Origin of the sequence: Devosia sp. (assembly GCF_035944845.1) — a bacterium.
In the GTDB taxonomy this organism is placed as follows: domain Bacteria; phylum Pseudomonadota; class Alphaproteobacteria; order Rhizobiales; family Devosiaceae; genus Devosia_A.
The window spans coordinates 1-24,012 of record NZ_DASZAW010000136.1 but is presented as its reverse complement, the minus strand read 5'-3'; the positions used below and the strand labels follow the sequence as shown (position 1 = coordinate 24,012).

Annotated in this window: 22 protein-coding genes; 9 read left to right on the top strand and 13 right to left on the bottom strand. The window is 65.4% G+C overall.

Annotation, left to right across the window (positions count from 1 at the left end):
• Nucleotides 1-27: 27 nt before the first annotated feature.
• The 3 genes from VGV07_RS26395 to VGV07_RS26385 all read right to left on the bottom strand — a co-directional run bounded on the left by VGV07_RS26395 (nucleotide 28) and on the right by VGV07_RS26385 (nucleotide 2,951).
• Nucleotides 28-831: an alpha/beta hydrolase gene (locus tag VGV07_RS26395; protein WP_326871717.1), complete on the bottom strand. Its 804-nt coding sequence runs from the start codon at nucleotides 829-831 to the stop codon at nucleotides 28-30.
• Between the two features lie 370 nt (nucleotides 832-1,201).
• On the bottom strand, nucleotides 1,202-2,338 hold the full coding sequence (locus VGV07_RS26390) for an alpha-D-ribose 1-methylphosphonate 5-triphosphate diphosphatase (protein WP_326871716.1): 1,137 nt from the start codon (nucleotides 2,336-2,338) through the stop codon (nucleotides 1,202-1,204).
• A 286-nt stretch (nucleotides 2,339-2,624) separates the two neighbouring features.
• Nucleotides 2,625-2,951: an NIPSNAP family protein gene (locus VGV07_RS26385; RefSeq protein WP_326871715.1), complete on the bottom strand. Its 327-nt coding sequence runs from the start codon at nucleotides 2,949-2,951 to the stop codon at nucleotides 2,625-2,627.
• Nucleotides 2,952-3,239: 288 nt separating this feature from the next.
• Between VGV07_RS26385 and VGV07_RS26380 the strand changes: the two genes are divergently transcribed.
• From VGV07_RS26380 to VGV07_RS26370, 3 genes are all read left to right on the top strand, one after another.
• Nucleotides 3,240-4,040: a transporter substrate-binding domain-containing protein gene (locus VGV07_RS26380; RefSeq protein ID WP_326871714.1), complete on the top strand. Its 801-nt coding sequence runs from the start codon at nucleotides 3,240-3,242 to the stop codon at nucleotides 4,038-4,040.
• Nucleotides 4,041-4,113: 73 nt separating this feature from the next.
• On the top strand, nucleotides 4,114-4,779 hold the full coding sequence (locus VGV07_RS26375; protein ID WP_326871713.1) for an amino acid ABC transporter permease: 666 nt from the start codon (nucleotides 4,114-4,116) through the stop codon (nucleotides 4,777-4,779).
• Between the two features lies 1 nt (nucleotide 4,780).
• Nucleotides 4,781-5,470 (top strand): amino acid ABC transporter permease, encoded by a 690-nt coding sequence (locus tag VGV07_RS26370; protein WP_326871712.1) that lies wholly within the window; start codon nucleotides 4,781-4,783, stop codon nucleotides 5,468-5,470.
• A gap of 228 nt (nucleotides 5,471-5,698) precedes the next feature.
• Here VGV07_RS26370 and VGV07_RS26365 read toward each other — a convergent pair whose 3' ends face one another.
• From VGV07_RS26365 to VGV07_RS26330, 8 genes are all read right to left on the bottom strand, one after another.
• On the bottom strand, nucleotides 5,699-6,577 hold the full coding sequence (locus VGV07_RS26365; RefSeq protein ID WP_326871711.1) for an SMP-30/gluconolactonase/LRE family protein: 879 nt from the start codon (nucleotides 6,575-6,577) through the stop codon (nucleotides 5,699-5,701).
• A 3-nt stretch (nucleotides 6,578-6,580) separates the two neighbouring features.
• On the bottom strand, nucleotides 6,581-7,438 hold the full coding sequence (locus VGV07_RS26360) for a carbohydrate ABC transporter permease (RefSeq protein WP_326871710.1): 858 nt from the start codon (nucleotides 7,436-7,438) through the stop codon (nucleotides 6,581-6,583).
• A 2-nt stretch (nucleotides 7,439-7,440) separates the two neighbouring features.
• Entirely contained in the window at nucleotides 7,441-8,343 is a 903-nt protein-coding gene (locus VGV07_RS26355; protein ID WP_326871709.1) for a sugar ABC transporter permease, read from the bottom strand.
• Between the two features lie 150 nt (nucleotides 8,344-8,493).
• The gene (locus VGV07_RS26350) at nucleotides 8,494-9,816 is read right to left on the bottom strand and encodes an ABC transporter substrate-binding protein (RefSeq protein ID WP_326871708.1); all 1,323 of its coding nucleotides are present in this window, start codon (nucleotides 9,814-9,816) and stop codon (nucleotides 8,494-8,496) included.
• 591 nt (nucleotides 9,817-10,407) lie between these two features.
• Nucleotides 10,408-11,181: a GntR family transcriptional regulator gene (locus VGV07_RS26345; protein WP_326871707.1), complete on the bottom strand. Its 774-nt coding sequence runs from the start codon at nucleotides 11,179-11,181 to the stop codon at nucleotides 10,408-10,410.
• A 152-nt stretch (nucleotides 11,182-11,333) separates the two neighbouring features.
• A complete protein-coding gene (locus VGV07_RS26340) occupies nucleotides 11,334-12,020 on the bottom strand; it encodes an E3 binding domain-containing protein (protein WP_326871706.1) in 687 nt (228 codons plus the stop codon).
• On the bottom strand, nucleotides 12,020-13,033 hold the full coding sequence (locus tag VGV07_RS26335; protein ID WP_326871705.1) for a C-terminal binding protein: 1,014 nt from the start codon (nucleotides 13,031-13,033) through the stop codon (nucleotides 12,020-12,022). The genes VGV07_RS26340 and VGV07_RS26335 overlap by 1 nt, the downstream gene beginning before the upstream one ends.
• Before the next feature lie 30 nt (nucleotides 13,034-13,063).
• Complete coding sequence (locus VGV07_RS26330) at nucleotides 13,064-15,466, bottom strand: thiamine pyrophosphate-dependent enzyme (RefSeq protein WP_326871704.1); 2,403 nt, start codon at nucleotides 15,464-15,466, stop codon at nucleotides 13,064-13,066.
• A gap of 153 nt (nucleotides 15,467-15,619) precedes the next feature.
• On the opposite strand from VGV07_RS26330, the gene VGV07_RS26325 reads away from it, so the two are divergent.
• Nucleotides 15,620-16,378 (top strand): HpcH/HpaI aldolase family protein, encoded by a 759-nt coding sequence (locus tag VGV07_RS26325; protein ID WP_326871703.1) that lies wholly within the window; start codon nucleotides 15,620-15,622, stop codon nucleotides 16,376-16,378.
• Between the two features lie 153 nt (nucleotides 16,379-16,531).
• Here the strand turns inward: VGV07_RS26325 and VGV07_RS26320 are convergent, their stop codons facing one another.
• Nucleotides 16,532-17,752 (bottom strand): mandelate racemase/muconate lactonizing enzyme family protein, encoded by a 1,221-nt coding sequence (locus VGV07_RS26320; RefSeq protein ID WP_326871702.1) that lies wholly within the window; start codon nucleotides 17,750-17,752, stop codon nucleotides 16,532-16,534.
• A 79-nt stretch (nucleotides 17,753-17,831) separates the two neighbouring features.
• Between VGV07_RS26320 and VGV07_RS26315 the strand changes: the two genes are divergently transcribed.
• From VGV07_RS26315 to VGV07_RS26300, 4 genes are all read left to right on the top strand, one after another.
• Nucleotides 17,832-18,623 (top strand): SDR family oxidoreductase, encoded by a 792-nt coding sequence (locus tag VGV07_RS26315; RefSeq protein WP_326871701.1) that lies wholly within the window; start codon nucleotides 17,832-17,834, stop codon nucleotides 18,621-18,623.
• 4 nt (nucleotides 18,624-18,627) lie between these two features.
• Nucleotides 18,628-19,476, top strand: a complete 849-nt coding sequence (locus VGV07_RS26310) for a transketolase (RefSeq protein WP_326871700.1) — start codon at nucleotides 18,628-18,630, stop codon at nucleotides 19,474-19,476.
• Nucleotides 19,473-20,459: a transketolase family protein gene (locus tag VGV07_RS26305; RefSeq protein ID WP_326871699.1), complete on the top strand. Its 987-nt coding sequence runs from the start codon at nucleotides 19,473-19,475 to the stop codon at nucleotides 20,457-20,459. The genes VGV07_RS26310 and VGV07_RS26305 overlap by 4 nt, the downstream gene beginning before the upstream one ends.
• 140 nt (nucleotides 20,460-20,599) lie before the next feature.
• Nucleotides 20,600-21,781, top strand: coding sequence for a mandelate racemase/muconate lactonizing enzyme family protein (locus VGV07_RS26300; protein WP_326871698.1), 1,182 nt, complete (start codon nucleotides 20,600-20,602; stop codon nucleotides 21,779-21,781).
• 250 nt (nucleotides 21,782-22,031) lie between these two features.
• Here VGV07_RS26300 and VGV07_RS26295 read toward each other — a convergent pair whose 3' ends face one another.
• Nucleotides 22,032-23,066, bottom strand: a complete 1,035-nt coding sequence (locus VGV07_RS26295) for a LacI family DNA-binding transcriptional regulator (protein WP_326871697.1) — start codon at nucleotides 23,064-23,066, stop codon at nucleotides 22,032-22,034.
• Between the two features lie 253 nt (nucleotides 23,067-23,319).
• Here VGV07_RS26295 and VGV07_RS26290 point away from each other — a divergent pair.
• Nucleotides 23,320-24,012: ABC transporter permease (locus VGV07_RS26290; protein ID WP_326871696.1), on the top strand; the 693-nt coding region annotated here is incomplete at its 3' end.

The window sequence follows — 24,012 nt, the reverse complement described above, 5'->3', positions numbered from 1 at the left end:
CAAGGAGGAGGGGAGCTAAGGAAGTGCCTAGTCCCCCAGCTCGCCCAAGAACACCAGCACTGCCCCGTTGAACACCTCCGGCCGCTGCAGCGGCGCAAAGTGGCTCACCCCAGGCAGCATCACCAGTTCGGCCCCCGGGATCGTCCGCGCCAGATACGCCGCATGTTCAGGCCGGATGAATTCCTCGTGCTCACTCTGCACCACCGTCACCGGTACCCGAATCCCCTCGAGCTGAGCCGCCGAATAGTTCGGCTGCGTCCGCTGCATCAGCCCGACTGCGTCGGCAAACTGCTGGAACGCATCGGGCATTGCCGACAGCCGCTCGTAGTCCTTCACGTGCCGGTTGAAACAACGGCCGATCACCGGTGTCATCTCGAACGGATAAGTGCCGCTCTCGTCGACATTGCAGGCAAAGAACAATAGCCCGCTGACCCGCTCCGGCGCCTTGTCGGCCATGATCAGGCCGGTGCAGGCGCCATCGCTCCAGCCGACGACGGCCGCGCGCTTGAGGCCCAGTGCGTCCATCACCGCAAAGACGTCGGTCGCCATCAATTCGTAGCTATAGGGCTGCTCGTCGCGTGAACTGCGGCCGTGGCCGCGGCTGTCCACCACCACCACTTGGTGACCGGCCTCGACCAGCGGCTGCACCTGGTGCTGCCAGTTGCCGGCATTGCCGAGCCCGCCATGCAGCAGGATCACCGCCGAGCCGGAGCCGAAACTGGCATGCCAGATCTGCGCCCCAGCATTTTCGACATAGGCCGAGACGCCGCCTGGCGGCAGTTCCGCGCCCACATCCTCAAAATGCTTCAGTTCGTCATCGCTGAACGTCATGGTCCCTGCTTGCTCGCTTCCGGTTGGCAACGCAACTGGTCGAGCGGACCGGGGTTCATTCGACATTCTAGTGTCATGAACTTGAGCGCCTCCAGACGGGTTTTTTCCCGAAGCGTCCGATGGTGCGCCGATCGCTCCGAATCCACGGTGTCACCCCGGCGAAGGCCGGGGCCCATCCTGAGGTGCTGCTGTAAGCTGAGGTGCACGATTATTCGTCCATCCTGACAGCGGGGCGTCCGGATCGGCGTGATCTGCGGATTGAGCAGGTGGCCCGCCTGAACCCCTCAGGACAGGCCCCGGCCTTCGCCGGGGTGACCCTGTGGTTGAGGTGCCTTGAGTGCCCTCAACTAATCCCAGGAGTCCACACGCTTTACGCCAACTGTTTTCCGCCCACCCAGATGCCGCGGATCACCGGCTGGTCCCCCACCAGCCGCACGCGCAGCAGATCGGCCCTGAGGCCCGGCGCCAGCCTGCCGCGATCGGTCATACCGATGGCATCGGCGGCATTGGCCGTCACCTTGGCGATCGCCTCATGGAGCGGCATGCCGCGTGCGGCAAGAATGAACGGCGCATGCAGCAGGCTCGCCGGCACATAGTCCGAGGTGAGGAGGTCGAGCAGCCCGGCATCGGAGAGGCTCGCGGCGCTGGCATTGCCCGAATGGGAGCGGCCGAGCACGACGTTGGGCGCTCCCATGACGATCTGCATTCTGAGCTCGCGCGCCCGCTGCGCCGCAACCAGCGTGGTCGGGAACTCGCTGATCGCGATGCCGTCGGCATATGATTCCTCGACATCGGCGATGGTGGTGTCGTCGTGGCTGGCAATGCGGAGGTTCCGCGCCCGCCCGAGCGCACCGATTGCCGCCCGGCCCGGCACCACGTAGGTGTTCTGGTCGGCCCGGCGCCCCGCGAGATACTCGTCGAACTCGTCGTCGGTCCACACCTGCGAGTTCTTCTTGCGGCGGAATTCGCGATAGAGCTGGGTATTGTGCCACTGCCGCTGTCCCGGCGTGTGGTCCATCACGCTGAGCAGCCGGAGCGCCGGGTTGTCGATGTGGCGCTCGACGATGCCGAGCAGCGCCGGGTCGGATAGCTCGCAGCGGAAATGCAGGTAGTGATTGGCCTTCACCAACCCGGCGTCGCGCGCCTCGGTCAACCCGGTGATCGCCGCGTCGAGCATCGCGGTGCGCGCTCCGCCGCTGTCATAGTCACCCAGCGACAGCGCATCGAGCACCGTGGTGACGCCGGCGCCCAGCATCTGCCAGTCATGCGCCAGCACGGCGCTGAGCGTCGACGGCCAGCGCACCCCCGGCCGTGGCTGAAAATGGTGTTCCATGTTGTCGGTGTGGAGGTCGATCAGCCCGGGCAGCAGCAGGTCGCCTTCGAGATCGATCTCGGCGCCGCCGCTCGCCTCGCCCACCGTGGTGATCTGGCCATCGGCAATGCCGAGTTCTCCCTCGATCACGGCGTCCGGCAAGACGAGGCGGGCATTCCTGAAGGTGGTGTTCACGGGCGTAATTCCGGAGTTGGCGGGCGGCGCGGCAGAGACTCAACCGCGCGGGGGAGGGCGAAAATCGAGGCGTGATATGACATGTCCATGACGAATTGACGTCAAAGAACGAGCCGCGCCGTTTCCCGTTTCAGCTGGCGCGCCTCATCCGGCGCCACGCGCCACCTCCGGGCGAGGGCTACGCCCTCGTCCCGCTACCCGACGGGGAGAAGAGGGTGGATCGGCCGAAGGCCGGGACGGGTGAGAGATTGGTGGGCGCGGATGGCGCGAGCCGGCCCGGCAACCCTCACTTCACGCTCGAATAACTCGTCGGCGCCAGAAACTGGCTCGACACGTTGGCGAGCAGCGGACCGTTCTCTTCCGATGCCTTGCGGGCGGCCTGCCAGGCCGGATCGGCCATGAACGCCGCCCATTTGGTCTCGCGTTCGGCCATCGAGTTCCAGCGGATCATATAGGTGAGATCGTTGTTCGAGTTGCCGATCACCGTGGTCCAGAACCCGGCCTGTTCGATGCCGTGCCGCTTCCAGATTTCAAGCGTGTGGTCCTCGAACCGGCGCTGCAGATCGGGCAGGCGGCCCGGCAGGCAGGTATAGATGCGCAATTCGTAGATCATGCTCATGTCCCTCGGCGTCGGTTGCGCGCGCCGGCCGCAGTTAGCCCACTACTGGCGTGATTTACAAACCCTCAGGCACCGCCATCAGCAGCATAGACGTCCTCTAAAGATTATAATAGCATACCATTATAAGAAACGGACGAATGTCCGTCTGAGGAGGCTTCGCTGAGGGGCGGAGTAGAGGGCTCGATATCGATCGTCGAGACACTGGACGACGCCGTCGGCGGCTCTGCGCCACCGGACGACGGGGGACGACCTGGCGCTTTTTGGGCATCTGGGAGGGAACACATGCCAAATCGATTGAAGCGGGTTCTGGCCGGGCTTGCACTGGCGCTGGTCGCCATGCTGCCGGCCGTCGCCGTGGCGCAGACCGTTGACGAGATCATTGCGCGCGGCAAGCTGATCATTGCCGTCGACACCACCACGCCGCCCTATGGCTTTCTCGATGCCGAACTGAAGCCGACCGGCTTCGACATCGAGGTCGCCAACAAGATGGGCGAGGCGCTGGGCGTACCGGTCGAATTCGTCACCGTCACTTCGCCGGGCCGTATCCCGGCGCTGCTCACCAAGCAGGTCGATGCCGTGGTTTCGATCTTCTCGATCACTCCGGCCCGCGCCATCCAGATCGATTACTCGATCCCCTATGCCGGCCAGTCGGCCGTGGTGATCGCGCCCAAGAGCACGGCGATTTCCGGTCATGCCGATCTCGTCGGCAAGAAGGTGGGCCTCACCCGCGGTACCGCCGAGGATGGCATCCTGACCGCGGCGGCCGAAGCCAACCCCGGCATCGAGATCCTGCGCTTCGACGACTATGCCTCGCTGCTGCAGGCCATGGTCTCGGGCCAGATCGACGCCATGGGCGGCGGCGATTACGGCGAGATCTACCTCAAGAAGGCGCAGAACGGCGACGACTTCGAGCAGAAGTACAAGCTGAAGACGTTCTACTTCGGCATCGGCGTCGCCAAGGGCAACGACAACCTGCGCCAGTGGCTCAACACCTGGCTGTTCACGCTCAAATCCGATGGCGTACTCGCCGACCTGTCGATGAAGTACCGCAACCAGCCGCTGCCCGATCTGCCGGTGTTCTGATCGCCGGTTTCGCGCTCGTGGGCGGGGTCCGATCAGCGACCCCGCCAGTTCCACCGTTTTCGACAGGACGCGCATGCAGACCGCCCTGCAATTCGGACCGGTCCTCATCCACCTCGACCGGCTGCTCGTCGGCGTCTGGCAAACCATCCAGCTCGCCGTGCTGTCGATCCTCCTGGGCACCGTCATCGGCACGCTCGGCGCCATCGGCCGCAGCTTCGGGCCGCGCTGGGTGTCCTGGCCGATCGCTGCCTATGTCGAGCTGATCCGCAACACGCCGCTGCTGATCCAGCTCTATTTCGTCTTCTTCACCCTGCCGCTGATCGGGCTCAAATTCTCGAGCGGCACCGCGGCGATCCTGGCGCTCTCCATTCACCTCGGCGCCTATGCCACCGAGATTCTCCGCGCCGGGGTGCAGTCGGTGCCGGTGGGCCAGATAGAAGCCGCCAAGTCGCTGGGTCTCAGCAGCTACCGCATCATCCGCCACGTCGTGCTGGTGCCGGCGGTGCGCGCCGTCTATCCGGCGCTTTCGTCGCAGTTCATCCTGCAACTGATGGGCACCTCGATCGTCGGCGCCATCGCCGCCGAGGAGTTGACCGCCATTGCCAACAACCTGGTGATGCAGACCTTCCGCAGCTTCGAGGTCTATATCGTCATTGCGGTGATCTATTTCGTCCTGGTGCAGGCCGCGAGCCTGGTCTTCGCCGGCCTTGGGCGCCTGTTGTTCCGCTGGAAGAACTGAGATGAGCCTCCGCGATTTCGGCCCGAACGAGCTGATGTTCCTGATCATGGCGACGCGCTGGACCATCCTCCTGGCGCTCATCGCCTTTGCCGGCGGCGGGGTGATCGGCCTCGTGGTCGCGGCGCTGCGCGTCGCACCGCTCCCGCCGCTGCGCTGGCTGGCCGCCGGCTACATCCAGTTCTTCATGGGCACGCCGATCCTCATTCAGCTGTTCATGGCCTATTACGGCTCGTCGCTGCTCGGCTTCCGGCCCGACCCCTGGGCCGCCGCGGCGGTCACCTTCTCGCTCAATGGCGGCGCCTTCTTCGGCGAGATTTTTCGCGGGTCGATCGATGCCGTGCCCAAGGGGCAGTGGGAAGCATCGACCGCACTGGGCTTACGCTTCATCCCGACGCTGCGGCTGGTGATCCTGCCGCAGGCGGTACGGCTGATGCTGCCGCCGACCGTCGGCTTCATGGTGCAGATCGTCAAGACCACCTCGGTGGCCTCCCTCATCGGCCTCACCGAACTGGCCCGTGCCGCTACCCAGATCAACACCGTGACCTTCCAGCCGGTGCTGGTGTTCGGCACGGTGTCGCTGATCTACTTCATGCTGTGCTGGCCACTGTCGCTCTACGCCGGCTACCTCGAGCGCCGGGTCGGCGAGGGGGTGGCGGTGAAGACAAGGAAGCCGCTGCTGCTGGCGAGTTGAGGCGTTTTGGGGAGTAAGTCCGTTCCGCATACTCGGTCGTCCCCTCTCCCCTGAGGGGAGAGGATAGTGCAGCTAGGACCATAGGTCCGTAGCGGAACTAGGTGAGGGGTTCAGCTTCTCAGTGAGCGCTCGTTGCACCGCTTCACCCCTCATCCGGCGCTTCGCGCCACCTTCTCCCCTGAGGGGAGAAGCGACGGAGCCGGTGGATGGGCTCTCACAGAGGGAAACTCACCCCCCGAACGCCGGCAACACCAGCCCCTTCACCCCCACATCGATAGCGAACAATCCGCCCGGATTGCTCTGGCCGACGAAGTGCTCGGCCGGCCGCTTCAGCACGGCGGTGGTGACGTAGAGGATGTCGAGGTTCTCGCCGCCGAATTCGCAGCAGGTGGGCAAATCCGTCGGGAGCACGATCGATTGCATCAGCTTGCCCTTGGGGTCGTACTGGTTCACCCGGCTGGTCACCGGGATGGTCACCCAGTAGCAGCCGTCGGCATCCACCGTCGCGCCATCGGCAATGCCGCCGCTGCCGTCGAGGTCGATGAAGGTGCGCTGGTTCTCGATGTCTCCGGTCACCGGATCGAAATCATAGGCGCGGACGATCGTCGTGTGGCTGTCGGAAAAATACATGGTCCTGCTGTCCGGGCTCCAGGCGAGCCCGTTGCAGCAGCCGACCCCCTCGATCATCCGGTGCACCGACAGGTCCTTGTCCATGCGGTAGAGCGAGCCGATAAACTCGACCTGCTTGCCCGGGGCCTCGAACATCGAGCCTGACCAGAAGCGGCCCTGACGGTCTGGCTTGCCGTCATTGAACCGGGTATCGGCAAGATGCGCCTCGGGGTCGACGATGGCTTCGAACGCGCCCGTTTCCGGGTCGAAGAAATAGAAGCCGGAGACCATGGTGACAACCAGCCCGCCTTTGGCGCGCAGCCCGATGCAGCCGAGGAATTCCGGCGCTTCCCAGATGTCGTCCTTGCCGGTTCTCGGGTCGTATCGATGGATCAGCTTGCTCCAGATGTCGATCCACCACAGCACGCCCGCCTTGGGGTCCCAGATAGTGCCTTCGCCGAGCTCGGCCTTGGCGTCGACGACGCAGGTGATTTCCATGACTTACCCTTTGACTGCCCCGGCGCTGAGCCCGGCGACGATGTAGCGCTGGATCAGCAGGTAGAAGATGACCGGGAAGATGGAAAAGAACAGCGCCGCCGCCAGTACGCGGTCGATCGGCGTATCGAGCATCACCTTGAGCGAGGCAAGGCCCACGGCCACCGGCCGAATATCGGGAGAGGTGACCAGCGTGACCGCGAACAGGTATTCGTTCCAGGCATAAAAGAACGACACGACACTGATCGCGACGAGCCCGGGTGCCGACAGCGGCAACAGCGTCCTCACCAATGCCCCGAGCGGCGAGCAGCCGTCGATCAGTGCCGCCTCGTAGAGTTCCTCGGCGATCGAGTCGAAGGAGTTCTTGAGGATCCAGATGCAGATCGGCAGGATGAACGCCGCGTCGACCAGCGACAGGGCGGGCAAACTGTCCGACAGACCAAGGTTGCGATACATCGCGTAAACCGGGATCACCACCAGCGCCTCGGGCAGCATCTGGGTCATCAGCAATAGGAGCCCGAATGCCCCCTTGCCGCGCCATTTGAGGAAGGTCATGGCGAACGAGCCCAGCACCGCCAGCGCCAGGACGATCAGGGTGGTCATCCCCGCCAGCAGCAGCGAGTTCACCAGCCAGCGCGCCACCGGGAAATTCTCGAACAGCGTGATGAATGGCAGGAAGCTGATCTCCTTGGGGATCAGCGGCGGCGGAAACTGCATGCCGTGGCTCAGCGGCTGGATCGCGTTGACGATCATCCAGTAGACCGGGAACAGCACCGCGGCGCAGAAGCCGATGATCAGGGCGTAGAAGGCGACGCCTTTGCCGAGGCTTCGCAGTTTGTGGGAGGCGTTTGCGATTGCGGTCATGCCTAGCGCCTCCGGAAACGATCTTGGCGCTGTTGCGCATAGACGAACAGCAGTGTGAGCCCGAGGACGATCACGAACCCCGCCACCCCCAGGGTGGCGCCATAGGCCAGGTCGAAGAACCGGAATGCCGTCTGGTAGATGCGCAGCACCAGCGTTTCGGTGATACCGCCATAGGGGCCGCCGCCGGTGGTCAGCCAGATCAACGTGAACTGCTTGAACGAGAAGATCGCCATCAGCACTGCCATCAGCAGCAGCGTCGGAGTGATCTCGGGGATGGTGATGTGGCGCAGCGCCTGCAGCGGGTTGGCGCCGTCGACTTCCGCCGCTTCGTACACCTCCCGCGGGATCGCCTGCAGTGCCGCGAGGATCACGAGGAAGGTGAACGGAAAGGCCTTCCAGATCGACAGTGCGATGACGAGCGGCATGGCGAGGTTCGGGTCGGACAGCCAGTTGAGGTTCGCGTCGATCCCGGGAATGAGGCGCGCGAAGATGTTCAGCACGCCGAAGGTCGGGTTGCACATCCACAGGAACACCAGGACTGCGGAGATTTCGGGAAACGCCCAGGGCACGGCAATGGCGCTGCGCGCCAGGTTGCGGCCGCGGAACTTGCGGTTGAGCAGCAGCGCGGCGATGAGCCCGAGCCCCACGGCTCCCACCACTACGAAGGCCATGTAGGTGAATGTCACCTGGACCGCGAACCAGAAATCCTCGTCCTCGAACAGCCGCTCGTAGTTGCGCAGGCCCACCCAGGTGACCTGGTCGACCCCGACCACGTTGTTGGAAAAACTGGTCAGGACCTGCTGGGCGATCGGGAACAGGATGAACACGCCCAGATAGGCGACGATCAGAAAGACCAGAGTATAGGGCAGCGTGTTGCGGCGGTTCCAGCCGCGCGGTCGCCTCAAGCGCTCTTCCACTGCCTCTGCAGTCGCAGATTGAAACATGGGCTCGATATTCCTCGGGGTCGACCAGAGGACGGGAAGCAGCCGCCCGTCCGGCTCAGACATCATCGGGGGCGCCCCACGGAACGCCCCCGACACGCTCAGTTCGGCCAGTTACAGGGTGAAGCCTTCGAACAGCCGCTCGGATGCCTTCTCCAGCTCCTGCTGGGCGTCGGCCATGGCGTCCTCGACCGGACGGTTGGCGACCAGCACTTCGGAGAACTTGTCCATGACGACGTTGCCGAATTCCTGATTGAAGAAGATGTAGTCGCCCATGATTTCCAGCGGCGTGATCGATTTGCCCTCGAGATAGCCTTCGGCCCAGAATTGCTTGTCGAGATATTCCTGGCGGATGGCCTCTGGATAGGGCGGCACCACGTCGAGGCACCGTTCCATCAGTTCCTGATAGTTCTCGGGCTTGTAGAGCCATTCGACGAACAGCTTGGCGGCAGCCTTCTCGTCATCCGACGCGTTCGCGTTGACGCAGATCGGATGGATGCGGGTGATCGCCTTGCCGCTGGGGCCGGGCGGCACGACGCTGCGCAGCGACGGATAGATGTCCGGCCCGGAACTCGACCAGATGTTGACCGCGGCGGAGACGATCAGCTGCTGCCCGATGCGGCCATTGGCGTACATCTGGTTGGCGGTTGCCGTGTCGGTGCCCTTGGGCATCGCCTTGTCGTACATGGTCTTGAAGAGCTTCAGGCCTTCGATCACCGGCGCGGTGTTGACCAAAGGCTTCCGGCCATCTGCCCAGACGCCGTCGAACATCACCGCCCATTGCTGCAGGATGAACCAGAAGTCGCCCGGCTCGCTCATCAGGTGCGGCGAGTAGATGCCGAACTGGTCCGGCGACTTGGTCAGCGCGGTCGAGGTCTCCACCCATTCCTCGACCGAGGCCGGCGCGCCGAGGCCCGCCTTCTCGAACATCGCCGAGTTGTAGAGCAGGCCGAACTTCACCGTGACGATGTCGAGCCCGTGCACCTTGCCGTCGACGCGCAGGTGATCATGCGCGGCGCTCAGCTTGTCGCCGATGCCGAGCTTGTCGACGATATCCTGCAGCGGCTCCAGATGTCCGCCGCGCAGCAGCCGCACCACCAGGTCCGGGGTGGTGTGGAACAGTGCGCCATTGATCTTCCCCGACTGGGACTGGATCAGCATGTTGTTGGTGAATTCGTTGAACGGCGCGCCGGCTTCCTCGATGAAGACGTCGCTCTGCTCGGCGTGGAACTTGGCAAGGATCGCCCGCCAGGCGTCGCCGCGGCCCGGCTCGTTCCACATCCATGACACCAGCGGGATCTTGATCTTGGCGTTCTGGGCGAGCGCCGGCGTCGCCAGGGCCGCGGCGATGCCTACCGCTGCGGTCCGCTTCAGGAAGTCACGGCGGCCCATGCTCATCGAGCGTGGCAGCAACAGGCCATTGCCTGGTCTATTCATGGTCGTTCCTCCTCATGGAAGCGGTGCAATGGTCACATGCCATCTTGCGCGCCGGTTCCGTTCATTGTGATACCGGTACCAACAGACGCTGCCGGCTCGCCCGCAGCGACGCGGCCGGCGGCAGAATCTATTGTCCTGGCTTCCCCTCGTGACGCGGCAGCTCCTCAACTGTCGCGCTCCGGCCGGACGAGCGGAAACGACCCGTCCTGGCAGCTATGATGCTATTATAATTCTATAATGCTGTCCATCGGCCTTTGGTGACTTCCCTTCCACGGCGTCACCCCGACGTCGTGCCCATATGCGAAAGGTTAGTGATGCTGATCGCTGTCCTGTCGGACCTCAAGCGGCGCGATTGCCACGGAATAGCGCCCCAAACTCGGTGTCATCCCGGCGAAGGGGACCCATCCTGAGATGTGTCCACATCCCGATGGGGGAGAGACCTCAGGATGGGCCCCGGCCTGCGCCGCGGTGACACCGAGGCTTGGGGGAGCAACGGTGACGAAACCACCTGCTTCGCTCCGATCGGCTCTAGCTTACGCGTATCGGCGAAGGGCCGGGGGGACACCGTGGGCGAGGTAAGCTTAGGGCCAATCAGGCGAGGTCGTTCGGTGCGTCGTAGGTGATCGAGAAGATGTCGGCCGGATGCCGGGCGATCGAGAACTCGACATTCTGCTGATCGGCTGACTGATACAGCATCTCGACCGCCAGAATGGCCGAGCCCTTGGCGACGCCCAGATCCGCGGCGACGTCGTCATCGGCGATTTCGGCCCGCACCGTGCAATGCGCCACCGCCATCCGGATATTGAGCCGGCGCTGCACGGCGCGGAAGATCAGCACGTCGTTGAAATCTTCCTTGGTGAACTGCGCACCCACGTCGGGTGGGAAGTACGTGGTGATCTGCGCCTTCTTCTGCTTGCCGACCACCAGCATGCTGCGCAGGCAATAGCCCTCCTTGAGCCCGAAATGGCGCTGCAGCAGGGGCGAGACTTCCTTCTTGAAGGATTTGATCTTGAGCGCCGCGTCCTTGGTGAAGGCCGCCATGTCGGCAAAGTTCTTGAAGGTCCAGCTCAGCGTCACCGGCGGCGCCGCCGAGGTGACGACAGCAGGCTTGGCCGAGCGCTTCCTGATCAGCCCGTCGGCCTCGAGATCGCGCAGCGCCTGCCGCACGGTGATGAGGCTCACCCCGAACCGCTCGGCGATCACCGCCTCCTTGGGGAGTTCGCCACCGACCGGGAAGGCGCCCGAGGTGATCGGCTCGCGCAGGATATCGGCGAGCTGCCGGTACAGCGGCCCCTGGGCCCGCGCCAGCGTGCGCTTCGGCAACAGATCGATCGTGGCGTTCAGGTCGTCCATGTATTCAGCCATGCCTCATAGGTGTGGCTATGATAATAGCACGAACTACAGCGCGGGAACGGCGGCGTTCAGCTCGTCCCCGAGTAAGTGGTTGTGGATGATGGTGCTCGTTTCATCCTCACCCACCGGCCGGTGGTGGTTCGAACCGATCGGCACAATCACCTCTAAGCCAACAACCGCAACGGCAACTCCAGATACGCCTTGAACCGCGTCAGGAACTCGGTCGCCGCGTCCTCGCTCACCGCCCCCGCGTCGAACGACAGCAGGCATTCGCCGCTCGCCGGCCCCGCCGCCAGCACCAGCCGCATACTGCGGCCCGGTTTCAGCGGCATCATCACCGGCCTTATGTCCGAGGCCGCCAAGAGCTTCAGCGACAGGATCGCCGGCTCTGCCGTCTGGTCGCCACCTGCCTCGATCGCCGCCAGTCGGCGCGCCCGTAGCGGCCCCAGCGAACCCTTGCGGATATCGGCAAACACCAGTTGTCCCGCTGACTGCTCCAAAGCCACAGGTGCTCCCGCGAGCGTACCGGTTTCCGGCACGTCGTCGAGCGCGCAACCGGCTGCCCGCAGCACCACGTCCTCGAGCGTGAACGGCGTGTCGGCATCGACAAAACCGGCCAGCAATTGCAAGAGCGTCGCGAGCTGGATGGTGGTTCCGAGCGCCGAAGCCTGCGGCCCGCTCACCGCTGCCGGGGCAGGAGGGCGGGCCACATAGGCCTCGATATCGGCTGCAACGATGCGGCCATTCGGTCCGCTACCGGCCAGCACCTCCAGCGTCAGGCCGCGCTCCCGTGCCAGCCGGCGGGCATAGGGCGAGGCGGCGCGGCGGGGATGGAGTGCGGTGGCAGCCATCAGCGCGTCAGGTATTCGCGGTTGACGCAGTTGGTGAGCCGACCCTCGGTCAGGTAGGCGTGGATCACCTCGATGGATTTGAGCCTGAGATCGATCATCGACGCCGGGCTGTAGAACGCCGCATGCGGGGTGACGATCAGCCGGTCCTTGATCCAGGCCTCATTGGCGCGCCAGGCCTTGATCAGCGGATGGTCGAGATCCCCCGGCTCGTTCGGCAGCACGTCGAGCCCGGCGCCCACCACGGTGCCCTTCCGCATCGCGGCTTCCAGCGCCGAAACGTCGATGATGGGCCCGCGCGCCGTATTGACGACGATCAGCCCGGGCTTCGCCGCGGCGAACGCCTCGGCGCCGAGCAGCCCGCGCGTTTCGGCGCTGAGCGGCGCATGCACCGACACCACGTCGGCCCTGGCCATCAGCTCGTTGAGCGAATGCACCCGCTCATAGCCGGTCGAAAGGTCGACGCCCGACAACAGATGCGGATCGTAGAACACCACCTTCATGTCGAAGGCGGCGGCGCGACGCGCCGCAGCAAGCCCGATACGGCCGAGCCCGATAATGCCGAACGTGGCGTTCTTGTGCCGGCGGATCAGCGGTGCTTTGGAGAAGTGCCAGCCCTCGAGCCCGTCGACGGCGATTTCCGCCGGATAGCTATAGGTGCCGCGGGTCAGCGCCAGCATCAGCGCGATGGCGTGGTCGGCGACTTCGGTGGTGCCATAGTCCGGCACGTTGCAGGCCGGAATGTTGCGGGCGCCCCAGCCGGCGGTGTCGATATTGTCGTAGCCGACGCCTGAGCGCACCGCGATCCTGGCGTTCGGAAAGGCGGTCGGCGGCAGCGGCACGTTGAGGGTCGGCGAGTGGTTGATCACCGCATCGACGGTTTTCGCCACTTCCGGGTCGAGCACCGCCGCAACGTCTGCCGTCGAGCGAGCGAGGATGAACTCGACATCCGGATAGTGCTGGCGTTCCAGCTCGGCATCATCGGCAGCCTGCCAGTTGACGCACAGAATCTTCATCGCTTCCTCCGCTGCCCTCGGCAGTCCCTGTTACTTCCGGATGCCGCCGATGCGGCCGCCCATCGGCACCACTGCACCGACCGGCTGGTCGATGGCACTGAGCGTACCCGAAGCCGGCGCTTCGATCTCCACCACCGCCTTGTCGGTCTCGATTTCGGCGACCACGTCGCCTTCCTTCACCGCATCACCAACTGCCTTCAGCCACTTGACCAGCGTGCCCTCGGATACCGTGAGGTCGCCGAAGGGCATATTGATCGGCTCGTCGTCGGATTTGGCCGCGGGGGCCGGAGCCGCTACGGGCGCCGGTGCCGCAACCGGCGCAGGGAATGGCGCGGGGGCCGCGGCTTCGGCGACGACGCCGGTGGTGTGCCAGTGATCCGGCACCGGCGCCTTGCCGGCGATGACGTTGCGCACCCCCTCCATGATCCTCGCCGCATCGACCAGCATGGCGCGCTCCAGCACTGGGGCGAACGGATGCGATACCGGCGCGGTATGCAGCCGCCCGACCGGACCGTCGAGCTCGTCGTAAGCCAGTTCGTTGATGGCCTGGGCGATCTCACCACCCATGCCGCACATCGCCCAGGCCTCGTCCACCACCAGCAGGCGGTGGGTCTTCTTGACGCTCTCGACGATGGTGTTGACGTCGAGCGGCATGATGGTGCGAAGGTCGACCACCTCGACATCGGTGCCCTGCGCCGCCAAGAGGTCCGCTGCCTCCAGCGCCCGCGCCACCATCTGCCCCGCGGCGACGATGGTGATGTCCTTGCCGGCGCGTGCAATGCGGGCCGAGCCGAACGGCACGTAATGATCCTCGCCCACCGGCACCGGGCCCTTCGAGGCAAACAGCGCCTTGGGCTCCAGCATGATCACCGGATCGCCGCCGCGCAGCGCCGTCTTCATCAGCCCCTTGGCATCGGCCGGATTGGACGGCACGCAGACGATCAGCCCCGGCATATGGGCGAACAGCGGGTGGTACATGCCCGAATGGTGCGGGCCCGAGCTGCGCAGCGCACCGGCGCCGGCGCGGACCACCATCGGGGCGCTCATTTCGCCATTGCTCATGTAGCGGAGTTTTGCCGCCTGGAGGAAAATCTGCCCGGTGGTTTCGAAGGCGAAGTCGGCGAACATCAGGTCCGACACCGTGCGGGTGCCGGTGGCCGAAGCGCCGACGGCCGCGGCGGTAAAGCCCTGCTCGGAAATCGGCGTATCGACGAGCCGCTCGGCCCCGAACTCGTGCCAGAGGTTCTTGGTATGGGCGAAGCTGCCGCCGCGTTCGCCGGTGCCTTCGCCGAAATAGAGGATGGCCGAGTTGGCCCGCATTTCCTCGGCGATGCCGTCGCGTACCGCCTCGAGCCAGCCCTGCACCCGCGTTTCGCCAGCGGGACGGGCCCGCAACGCTTCCGGCGGATTGATCGGGTTGGCATAGACATGCCGCCGCACCGTCGCCGGATCGGGTTCGGGGGAATTGCGGGCGAACTCCAGCGCCTCCTGCACCACCTTGTCGATATGCGACTCGATATCGGCGAGATCGTCGGCGTCGGCGATGCCGTAATCCTCGACCAGGCGCTTGCGGAACATGTCGATCGGATCGCGCTTGATCCAGGCGTCGACCTCTTCCTGGGTACGGTAGGTGCCGATCACCGGGTCGCCTTCATGGTGCCCCACGGTGCGATAGGTCTTGGCCTCGATCAGCGTCGGCCCCTTGCCGGAGCGGGCGCGCTCGGTGGCTTCCTGCATCGCCAGCCACACCGCGAACACGTCATTGCCGTCCACTGCCACGCCCGGCATGCCGTAGCTGTCTGCCTTGGTGGCGATCTCGGGGTTGAGGGTGATGGATTTGAGCGGGGTGGCGGTGGCGTAGAGGTTGTTCTCGCACACGAACACTGCCGGCGCGTGGTTCACCGCCGCGAAGTTCAGCCCTTCGTGGAACGCGCCATGGTTGGCCGCGCCGTCGCCGAAAAACGCCACGCCGATATCGTCGCGGCCCTGCGCCCGGGCGCTCATGCCGATGCCGACGGCGTGCCCGATACCGGCCCCGACAATGCCGTTGGTGCCGAACAGGCCGACCGAACGGTCGTAGAGATGCATGGTGCCGCCACGGCCGCCGCAAATGCCGTCGGCCTTGCCGAACAGCTCCGCCATCACCCGCTTTGGGTCGGCGCCCTTGGCCAGCGCGTGCCCGTGCCCGCGATGCGTCGAGGTCACCCAGTCCGAGCGGCGCAGATGCGCGCAGACGCCGACGCCAGTCGCTTCCTGGCCGATATAGAGGTGGAGGAATCCCGGGGTTTCGCCCTTGCGGCAGGCCACCTGGGCGACGCTCTCGAACTTGCGCAGCAGCACCATCTGCTCGAACAGGCCGATCAGCACCTGTTTGTCGGGCAGATTGCCCGCGCCAGTCTGCTGTGCGGCTTTGCGCATCGCCGAAATCGCCACCGGAAGCCTCCCTGCGTCGTCCCGATTCCGGGTACTGTTCGCATCCTCACGATCGAACATAGATTATAATAGCATAATGTCTAGGCGGAAAGTTCCTGTCGCCCCGGGGCGCTCGAGCAGCTAGGAAAGTGGGACCAAGAGGGAGGTCTGCAGATGTCATTGCCGCCGCTTCGCGCGCGCCTCAAAACCGGCGCGCCGCTTCTGGCGCCGTTCTCGATCATCCCCTCGATCGAGCTGGTCGAGCTGATCGCGCTCGCCGGCTATGACGGCATCATCCTCGATCTCGAGCATGGCGCGCATGGCAGCGAAGCACTCGGCCCGCTGATCCTCGCCACCATGGCGCGCGGCATCTATCCCCTGGTGCGGGTGCGCAGCAGCGAGCCCACCGAGATCGGCGCCGCGCTCGATGCCGGCGCTGCCGGGGTGATCGTGCCGCAGATCGGCTCGCTCGCCGAAGCCGAACGCGCCGTGCGCGCCGCCCGCTTCGCCCCCGACGGCAATCGCGGCGCCAACTCCTTCGTCCGTGGCGCCGCCTATTCCGGCCGCACAGAGTGGTTCGCCGAAGCCAACCGCGACGTTGCAGTGCTGCTGATGGTGGAAGGCGCCGGCGGCGTCGAGGCGTTGCCGGAGATCCTGACGCTCCCGAACCTCGACGGCATCTTCCTCGGGCCGCTGGACCTGTCGCATGCCCTCGGCGTGCCCGGCGAGATGGGGCATCCAAAGGTGGTCGCGACCATCGAGCAGGTGATCGATGCGTGCAAAGCGGCCGGCGTCACCACCGGCATCTTCGCCGGCACCGCCGAAGCCGCCCGCCGCTGGATCGGTCGCGGCGTGACGCTGGTCGGGGCAGGGGTGGATACGGCGCTGGTGCTTAGGGGGCTGAAGGCGGCGGTTGGGGAACTGCGGGGCTAGGCACCGCTTCACCTCTCCCTTTGGGGGGAGAGGTCGACGCGAAGCGTCGGGTGAGGGGGCCTTCCACGTGCACCGGCGTATGCGGTAAGGCCACCTCACCCGGCTCGCCTTCGGCGATCCGACCTCTCCCCCAAAGGGAGAGGTGACAGGTGCCTAACCCCCCGTCCGCCGCACCGTCGCATCCGACCGCGTGAACAACTCGTCGCGCAGCCGCATCCCCAAGCCCGCGCCATCGAGTGGCTTCACGCGGCCGTCCACTACTTGCGGCAGGTCGGCGACGATCTCGGTGTACCAGCCGGTGAAATAGGCCCGCACCGCCTCCTGGTAGATGGCGTTCGGCAGCGTCGCCGACAGCGCGCAACTGGCGGCATAGACGATGGGTCCCGTGCAGTCGTGCAGGGTCACCGGCAGCTCGCTGGCTTCCGCCATATTGGCGATCTTCCGTGCTTCGGAGAGCCCGCCGCACCAGGCGAGATCGATCATGATCACCGAGGCGGCGCGCTTGTCGATCAGCTGCTTGAACACCTGCCGCGAGGCCAGCCGCTCGCTGGCGGCGATCGGGATTGAAGTATGCCCGGCGAGCTCGGCCATCGCATCGAGCTCGTTGTAGCGGATCGGCTCCTCCAGCCACGCCACGTCATAGGGCTTCAGCGCCTCGGCGATCCGCAGCGCTGGCGGCAGGGTCCAGAGCCCATGCAACTCGACCATGATTTCCATATCGCGCCCGACTGCATCGCGGATCCGCTTGAACGGCTCCAGTGCCGTGTCGAGGTCGCTGAGCGAGATGCGCGTGCCGTTCGAGGCCTCGGCGGCGATGTCGAATGGCCAGATCTTCATCGCTCCGACGCCTTCCGACAGCAGGCTCTTCGCCAGTTTGCCCGCGTCGAACCGCCAGGCCAACAGGTCCTCATAGGGCCCGTCATTCGAGTCGCCTGCCTTGAGCGACCAGTCCTCGGTGCGCTCGAACAACGAGTTCTTTTTACTGACGCGCACGTGCCTGTAGCCGGCGCAGGTATTGTAGATCGGCACCGACTGGTGCGTCCGCCCGCCCAATAGCCGCCACAGCGGTTCGCCCAGCGCCTGGCCATAGATGTCCCACAGCGCGATATTCACCGCCGAGTTGCCGCGCACCTCGGCGCCGGAATCGCGCGCCCCGACATAGACGCTCCCCAGCGTCCGGTCGTGCAGCTCGATGTCGCGCGGATCCTTGCCGATCAAGTAGGGCGCCACATTGTCGTGGATGTAGCTGGCGACCGGCCCCGGCGCCCAGAACGTCTCGCCGGTCCCGACGATTCCGACGTCGGTGTGCACCCTTAGCCAGAACAGGAATGGAAACTCTGCGACCTGCAGCGTCTCCAGCGCCGTGACTTTCAATGAACCCTCCCAAGCCCGTTGACTTCAATCTATGGTACCGGTATCAGTCGCGTCAAGACGTCCAGCGGGAGGATGCGGATTGAGTACCAACACAGCGATCCTGAAACGTGCGCTGGTCACCGGCGCCGCCGGCGGGCTGGGGCGCGAGGTCGCGATCCAATTGGCGATGCGTGGTTGTGCTGTCGGCATCGCCGACATCAACACTGCCGGCTCCGCCGAAACCGCCCGGCAGGTCGAAGCGGTGGGCGGTCAGGTGCTTGAGATCGTCGGTGATTTCACCCTCGAGGGGGCGCCCGAAGCGGCCGTCGACAAGGTGGTGGCGCGCTGGGGCGGTATCGACATCCTCGTCAACAATGCCGGTTACGGCGTCATCGAGCCCTTCCTCGAGTCGAGTTACACATCCTGGACCCGTACCCTGGCGCTTAACGTCACGGCGCTCGCCATGGCGTCGAAGGCTGCCGGTCGGGTGATGCGCGAGCAGCGTGCCGGCCGCATCGTCAACATCACCTCGCCGGGCTCGCGCATGGCGCTGCCCGACTACACCGCCTACACCGCCAGCAAGGCCGGGGTGGATTCGATCACTCGTGCCCTCGCCGTGGCGTTGGCCCCCTATGGCGTGCTGGTCAACGCCCTGGCGCCCGGCATGATGGATACCGAAATGCAGCGCTCGACCGAAATCGAGCTCGCCCGCGTCAACGGCCGCAGCAACGACCTCCAGGCCTTCCTCGATGAGCGCACCCGCCGCGTGCCGCTCGGCCGTCGTGCCGAGATCGCCGAGGTGGCGGAGTCGGTGGTCTGGCTATGCCTGGACTCACCGCCTTACATGACCGCCGAGCGGCTCAACATGTCCGGCGGCCTCGACAAGGATTGATCGGATGACCCGCAACTCGCCTCCGGCCGAGGCCGATATCGCCGCGCTCAAGGCCCGCGCCACCATGCTGCGCCGCCACATGCTGACCATGGCCCGCGGCCAGGGCGCCGGCTATATCGGCCAGGGCCTCGGCATCGCCGATGCGCTCACCGCGCTCTACTTTCACGAACTGCGCTACGACCCCGACAATCTCGGCTGGGCCGACCGCGACCGCTTCCTGCTGTCGACCGGGCACTATTCGATCGCGCTCTGGGCTGCCCTCGCCGAAGCCGGCATCCTTCCGGTGGCGGAGCTTGCCACCTATGGCGCCGACAACAGCCGGCTCGAGATGTCGACCCTCGATACCACGCCCGGCGTCGAAGTGATCGGCGGCTCGCTCGGCCACGGTCTGGGGCAGGGGGTCGGACAGGCGCTTGGACTGCGGCTCGATCGCTCGGAGGCCCGCGTCTTCGTCGAGCTCTCCGACGGCGAGCTGCAGGAGGGTTCGACCTGGGAGGCGGCAATGTCGGCCAGCCACTTCCAGCTCGATGGGTTGGTGGCGCTGGTCGATTGCAACGGAATCCAGGCCGATGGCCCGGTGGTGCTCGACATGGAGCCGGTGGCCGACAAGTGGCGAAGTTTCGGCTGGGAGACCTTCGAGATCGACGGCAACGACATGGATGCCGTGGTCGCATCGCTCGCCAGCGCGCGCCGGCGCAATGGCAAGCCTAAGGCCATCGTGCTCCGCACGCTGCCCGGTAAAGGCGTCCGCCGGATCGAAGAGAGCGAGAAGTCGCACTTCTTCCGCGTCGATGTCGGCCAGTGGGATGCGATCATCGACGAGTTCGAGCAAAGCGTGGGAGCCAAGCGATGAGCCGCGCGATGGAGGCCGGCCGGACGCTGGCAATGGGTGAGAACGAAGCCGCCGGTGGCGGCCGCCGATCGATCGAGGCGCCATTCGGCAAGGCCCTCGCCCGCCTCGGCCAGCAGCGGCAGCACATCGTCGGGCTCACCGCCGACCTCGGCAAGTACACCGACATTCACCCGTTCCGCGATGCGCATCCGGAGCGCTTCTTCAATGTCGGCATGGCCGAGCAGAACCTCGTCGCCGTGGCGGCGGGGCTGGCGCGCACCAGGAAACAACCTTTCGCCACCACCTATGGCGTGTTCGCCAGCCGCCGCGCTTTCGATTTCGTCGCCATCGCGCTGGCCCATTCCAATCTCGACGTGAAGATCGTCGCCGGCCTGCCCGGGCTCACCACCGGCTATGGCGGCACCCACCAGGCCATCGAAGATCTGGCGCTGATGCGGATGATCCCCGGGCTCACCATCATCGACCCGATGGACGCCACCGAGATCGACGCCGCGACGGTGGCGATGTCCGACCATCGCGGCCCGGTCTACATGCGCCTGTTGCGCGGCGCCGTACCGGTGGTGCTCGAGCCGGGCTACAAATTCGAGATCGGCAAGGCGCGGCCGCTGCGCGAGGGCAAGGATATCGGCATCATCTCGACCGGCCTGATGAGCGAGCGCGCCATCGATGCCGCCGCGGTGCTCGAGCGGCGCGGCGTCTCGGTAGCAGTCCTCCACGTCCCGACCATCAAGCCGTTCGACAGCGAAACGGTGGCTGCCTTCGCAGCCTCGGTGGGGCAGGTGGTGACCGCCGAAAACCACGTGGTGGTCGGCGGCCTCGCCAGCCTCGTGGTCGAGACCTTGTTCGACGCCGGGATAGCAAGGAAGGTCACCCGCATCGGGCTGCCCGACCGCTACATCGAATGCGGCGCCGTGCCGACCCTGCAGCAAAAGTATGGGCTGACGGTCGAGGCGGTGGTTGAGAGGATCGTCGCACTGAGCTGAAGCGCCCACCGGGTCATTCCCGCGAAAGCGGGAAACTCCGTTTGCGGTGTCCGCTGCATGCAGTGAAAACAGAGGTTCCCGCTTTCGCGGGAATGACCCGGTGATAGGACGGCGAGTCCACGGGTTGTGAGGAGTCGAGCATGAAAATCACCGAGATCGAAACCTTCACGGTCGGCGCTGGCTGGAAGAACTGGCTGTTCGTCAAGGTGCACACCGATGCCGGCATCTACGGCATTGGCGAGGGCACGCTGAACGGCTTCATCGCCACCACCGAGGCGGGGGTGCATGAGCTGAAGCATCTCGCCATCGGCCAGGACCCGCGCCGCATCAGCGCGCTTTGGAAGCGCATGCTCGACAGCGTCTCGCTCGATGGCGGCCACATCCATCGCACGGTGATGGCGGCGGTCGAAGTCGCCTGCTGGGACATCCTGGGCAAGAGCCTCGGTGTGCCGATCCACCAGTTGCTCGGCGGCCAGGTGCGCGACAGCGTGCTCGGCTACGCCAATGGCTGGTATCGCACCGAGCGCACCCCCGAGCATTTCCTCGAGGCGGCGAAAGCCGTGCTGGCCAAGGGTTTCAAGGCGTTCAAGCTCGACCCCTTCGGCACAGCGCAGGGTTTCATCTCCCGCGAGGAACTCGAGCTCAGCTACGACATCTGCCGCAAACTGCGTGACCAACTCCCCGCCGACACCCGCATCCTCATCGACGTGCATGCCCGCTTCACCGAAATCGCTGCGATCAAGGCGGCCGAGCGCTTCGCCGACCTCGACATCTACTGGTGGGAAGAGCCGACCTCCAGGGATCGGCAGGAGACGGTGCACGAGGTGGCGCACCGCTCACCCATCCCGGTGGCGACCGGCGAAATGTTCGACACCGTCGGCCAGTTCTACGCGCTCGCCGCCGCCGGCGGCGTCAACATCTTCCAGCCTGAGCCGATGTCGCTTGGCGGCATCGGCCCATCGATGCAGGTCGCCAATCTGGCGCTGGCGCATGGCAGCCACATCGCGCCGCACCAGAGCGGCGGCCCGGTGGCGACGGCGGTCTGCCTGCAACTGGCCGCGGCAGTGCCGAACTTCCTGATCCAGGAGCATTTCGACGCCTTCAACGACCCCTGGACCTTCGACCTCGTCACCTGGCGGCCGACGATCGATCCGAAGAACGGGCATCTTTCGCTTCCGGATGCGCCGGGCCTCGGCATCGACCTCAACATCGATGCCATCCGGCAGCACCCCTACGACCCGCACGCCTATCTCAATGTGCACACCGAAGGCTGGGAACAGCGGCTGGGGACGGACGCGCAGAACAAGGCGAAGAGGGGTTAGCCAAGTTCACCGGCTCCACCTCCCCGTTGACGGGGGAGGCAAGCGTAGCTTGTCGCGTCAACGACTTAGCGAAGCTCGGTGGGGGTGTGCCGCCCGCTCGATGCGGCGGGAGTGCACATGCTCCAGTTGCCAGGTCGGTGGATGTGGCCACCCCCCTCCCAACCTCCCCCGCAAGGGGGGAGGTGCCGTTCAGTGGCTCTGGCGGGATCCAGCCAGATGGGAGCGGCGGGTGAGGGGGCCTTCTCTGGCCTCAGGCACTCTCCCGATCGACAATCTCGAACCCCAGACTGGTGATCGTCGCGAGCTTCTGCTTGCCGCCCAGCCGGTCGAGCAGCTGCCGTACGGCGCGCCGGCCCATCTCGTAGCGGTTCACCTTCACCGTGGTCAGCGGCGGATAGAGCTGCGCCGCGAGGTCCATGTCGCCGTAGCCGGCGATCCCGATCCGGTCGGGGATGGCCCAGCCGCGGCGGTGGCACTCCTGCACCGCGCCGATCGCCAGCGTGTCGGAGGAGAAAAAGATCGCGTCGATATCGGCGTGCCGTTCGGTCAGCGTCACCAGCGCCTCGGCGCCGCCCGCCGCGGTGATCGGCACTTCCACTTCCAGTGACGCGTGGTTCTTGATCCCGAGCTCGCTCAGTGCTGCATGGTAGCCGGTTCGCCGCTGCTGCAGCCGGTCATTGCCGTGGATCGGGGTCGAGACGAACCCGATGCGCTTATAGCCCTTGGCAGCCAGATGCATGGTCATGGCATAGGCGGTCTCGAAGTTCGACACGCCCACCACCATGTCGATCGGCTGCCGCCCCTTGATCTCGGAAATCTCCACCACCGGCGCGCCGCTCGATACCAGGAGCTGCCGCGCCACCTCGCTCTGCACGAAGCTCTGCAGGATCATCCCGGCAGGCCGCCAGCCGAGCAGGGTGCGGATCGAGGCTTCCTCGGCTTCGGTGGTGAACTCACCCTGCACCAGGAGCATCGAGTAGCCGCCTTGATGGCACTCGTCCGACATGCCCTGCACCTGTTCGGCGATCCCCGAGTTGATCAGCGGCGGCACCACGGTGCCGATGATCCGGCCGTTGCCCTTCATGCTCGAGGCCAGCCGGTTGGGCACGAACCCTGCCGCTTCGATGGCTTCCAGCACCTTGGCGCGGGTCGCCGGGGCGACCATGTCGGGGTTCGAGAGCACGCGCGACACGGTCATCGGCGCGACACCGACCCGCTTGGCGATCTCGCGCACCCCCAACCGCTCCAACGGCTTCCTGTCGCCGCCGTCTTCCGACCTGGCCATGCGCTGCTCCCCGAAAACGCGCGAAATCATAGTCGCCCTCAGCGGTTCGCGCCAGCGTTGGTTCCGGTACCATTTCCTTTGACGTCATCTGATGGTTCCGGTACCATCGCTGTAGATCGTGGGTCGCGGGATAACTGGTCAGACCAATGCACGAGAGGTCTTGACACTTATAATAGTATAATAGCTGATGAGGGCATGGCGAAGCGCTGACCGGTTCACTCCGCAACAGTGCCGCCTCTCAGGGAGGATAAGCATGAACAGCGCGGCGCCAGCCACGACCGAGCAACCGACGACGCCTTCGCTGCGCAACCGGCTGATCTCTTTCATTGCCATCGGCGAGGTTGGGGTGATCGCGGCGCTACTGCTGCTGGTGGCCTTCTTCTATTTCATGCAGCCGGCCTTCCTGTCCGAGCGCAACATCCGCGCCATCCTCAACGTCGTGTCGTTCGTCGGCATCATCGCCATCGGCCAGACCATTCTCCTGGTGGCCGGCGAGTTCGACCTCTCGGTCGGCTCGGTCGCAGGTGTGTCCGCAGTGATCGCCGCGCAATTGATGACAGCGCTCGCCTGGCCGGTACCGCTTGCCATTCTTGGCGGCATGGGCGTCGGCGCCCTCATCGGGCTGATCAACGGCGTCATCGTCGTCAAATTCCGGATCCCGGCCTTCATCCAGACTTTGGGCATGCTGTTCATCGGGCAGGGGCTGATCCAACTGGTCACCGGCGGCTACCCGGTCTATCCGCTGCCCAAGGAAGTCGCCGATTTCGGTATGAGCACCTTTGCCTTCGGTCTGGGCTGGAGCTTTGCCTTCTTCATCGTCGCCGCCATCGTCGCCGATTTCGTGCTGCGCCGCACCGTGCTCGGCCGCAACCTCTATGCCACCGGCGGCAACCCCGAAGTGGCGCGCCTCGTCGGCATCAACACCACCATCTACAAGATCGGCGCC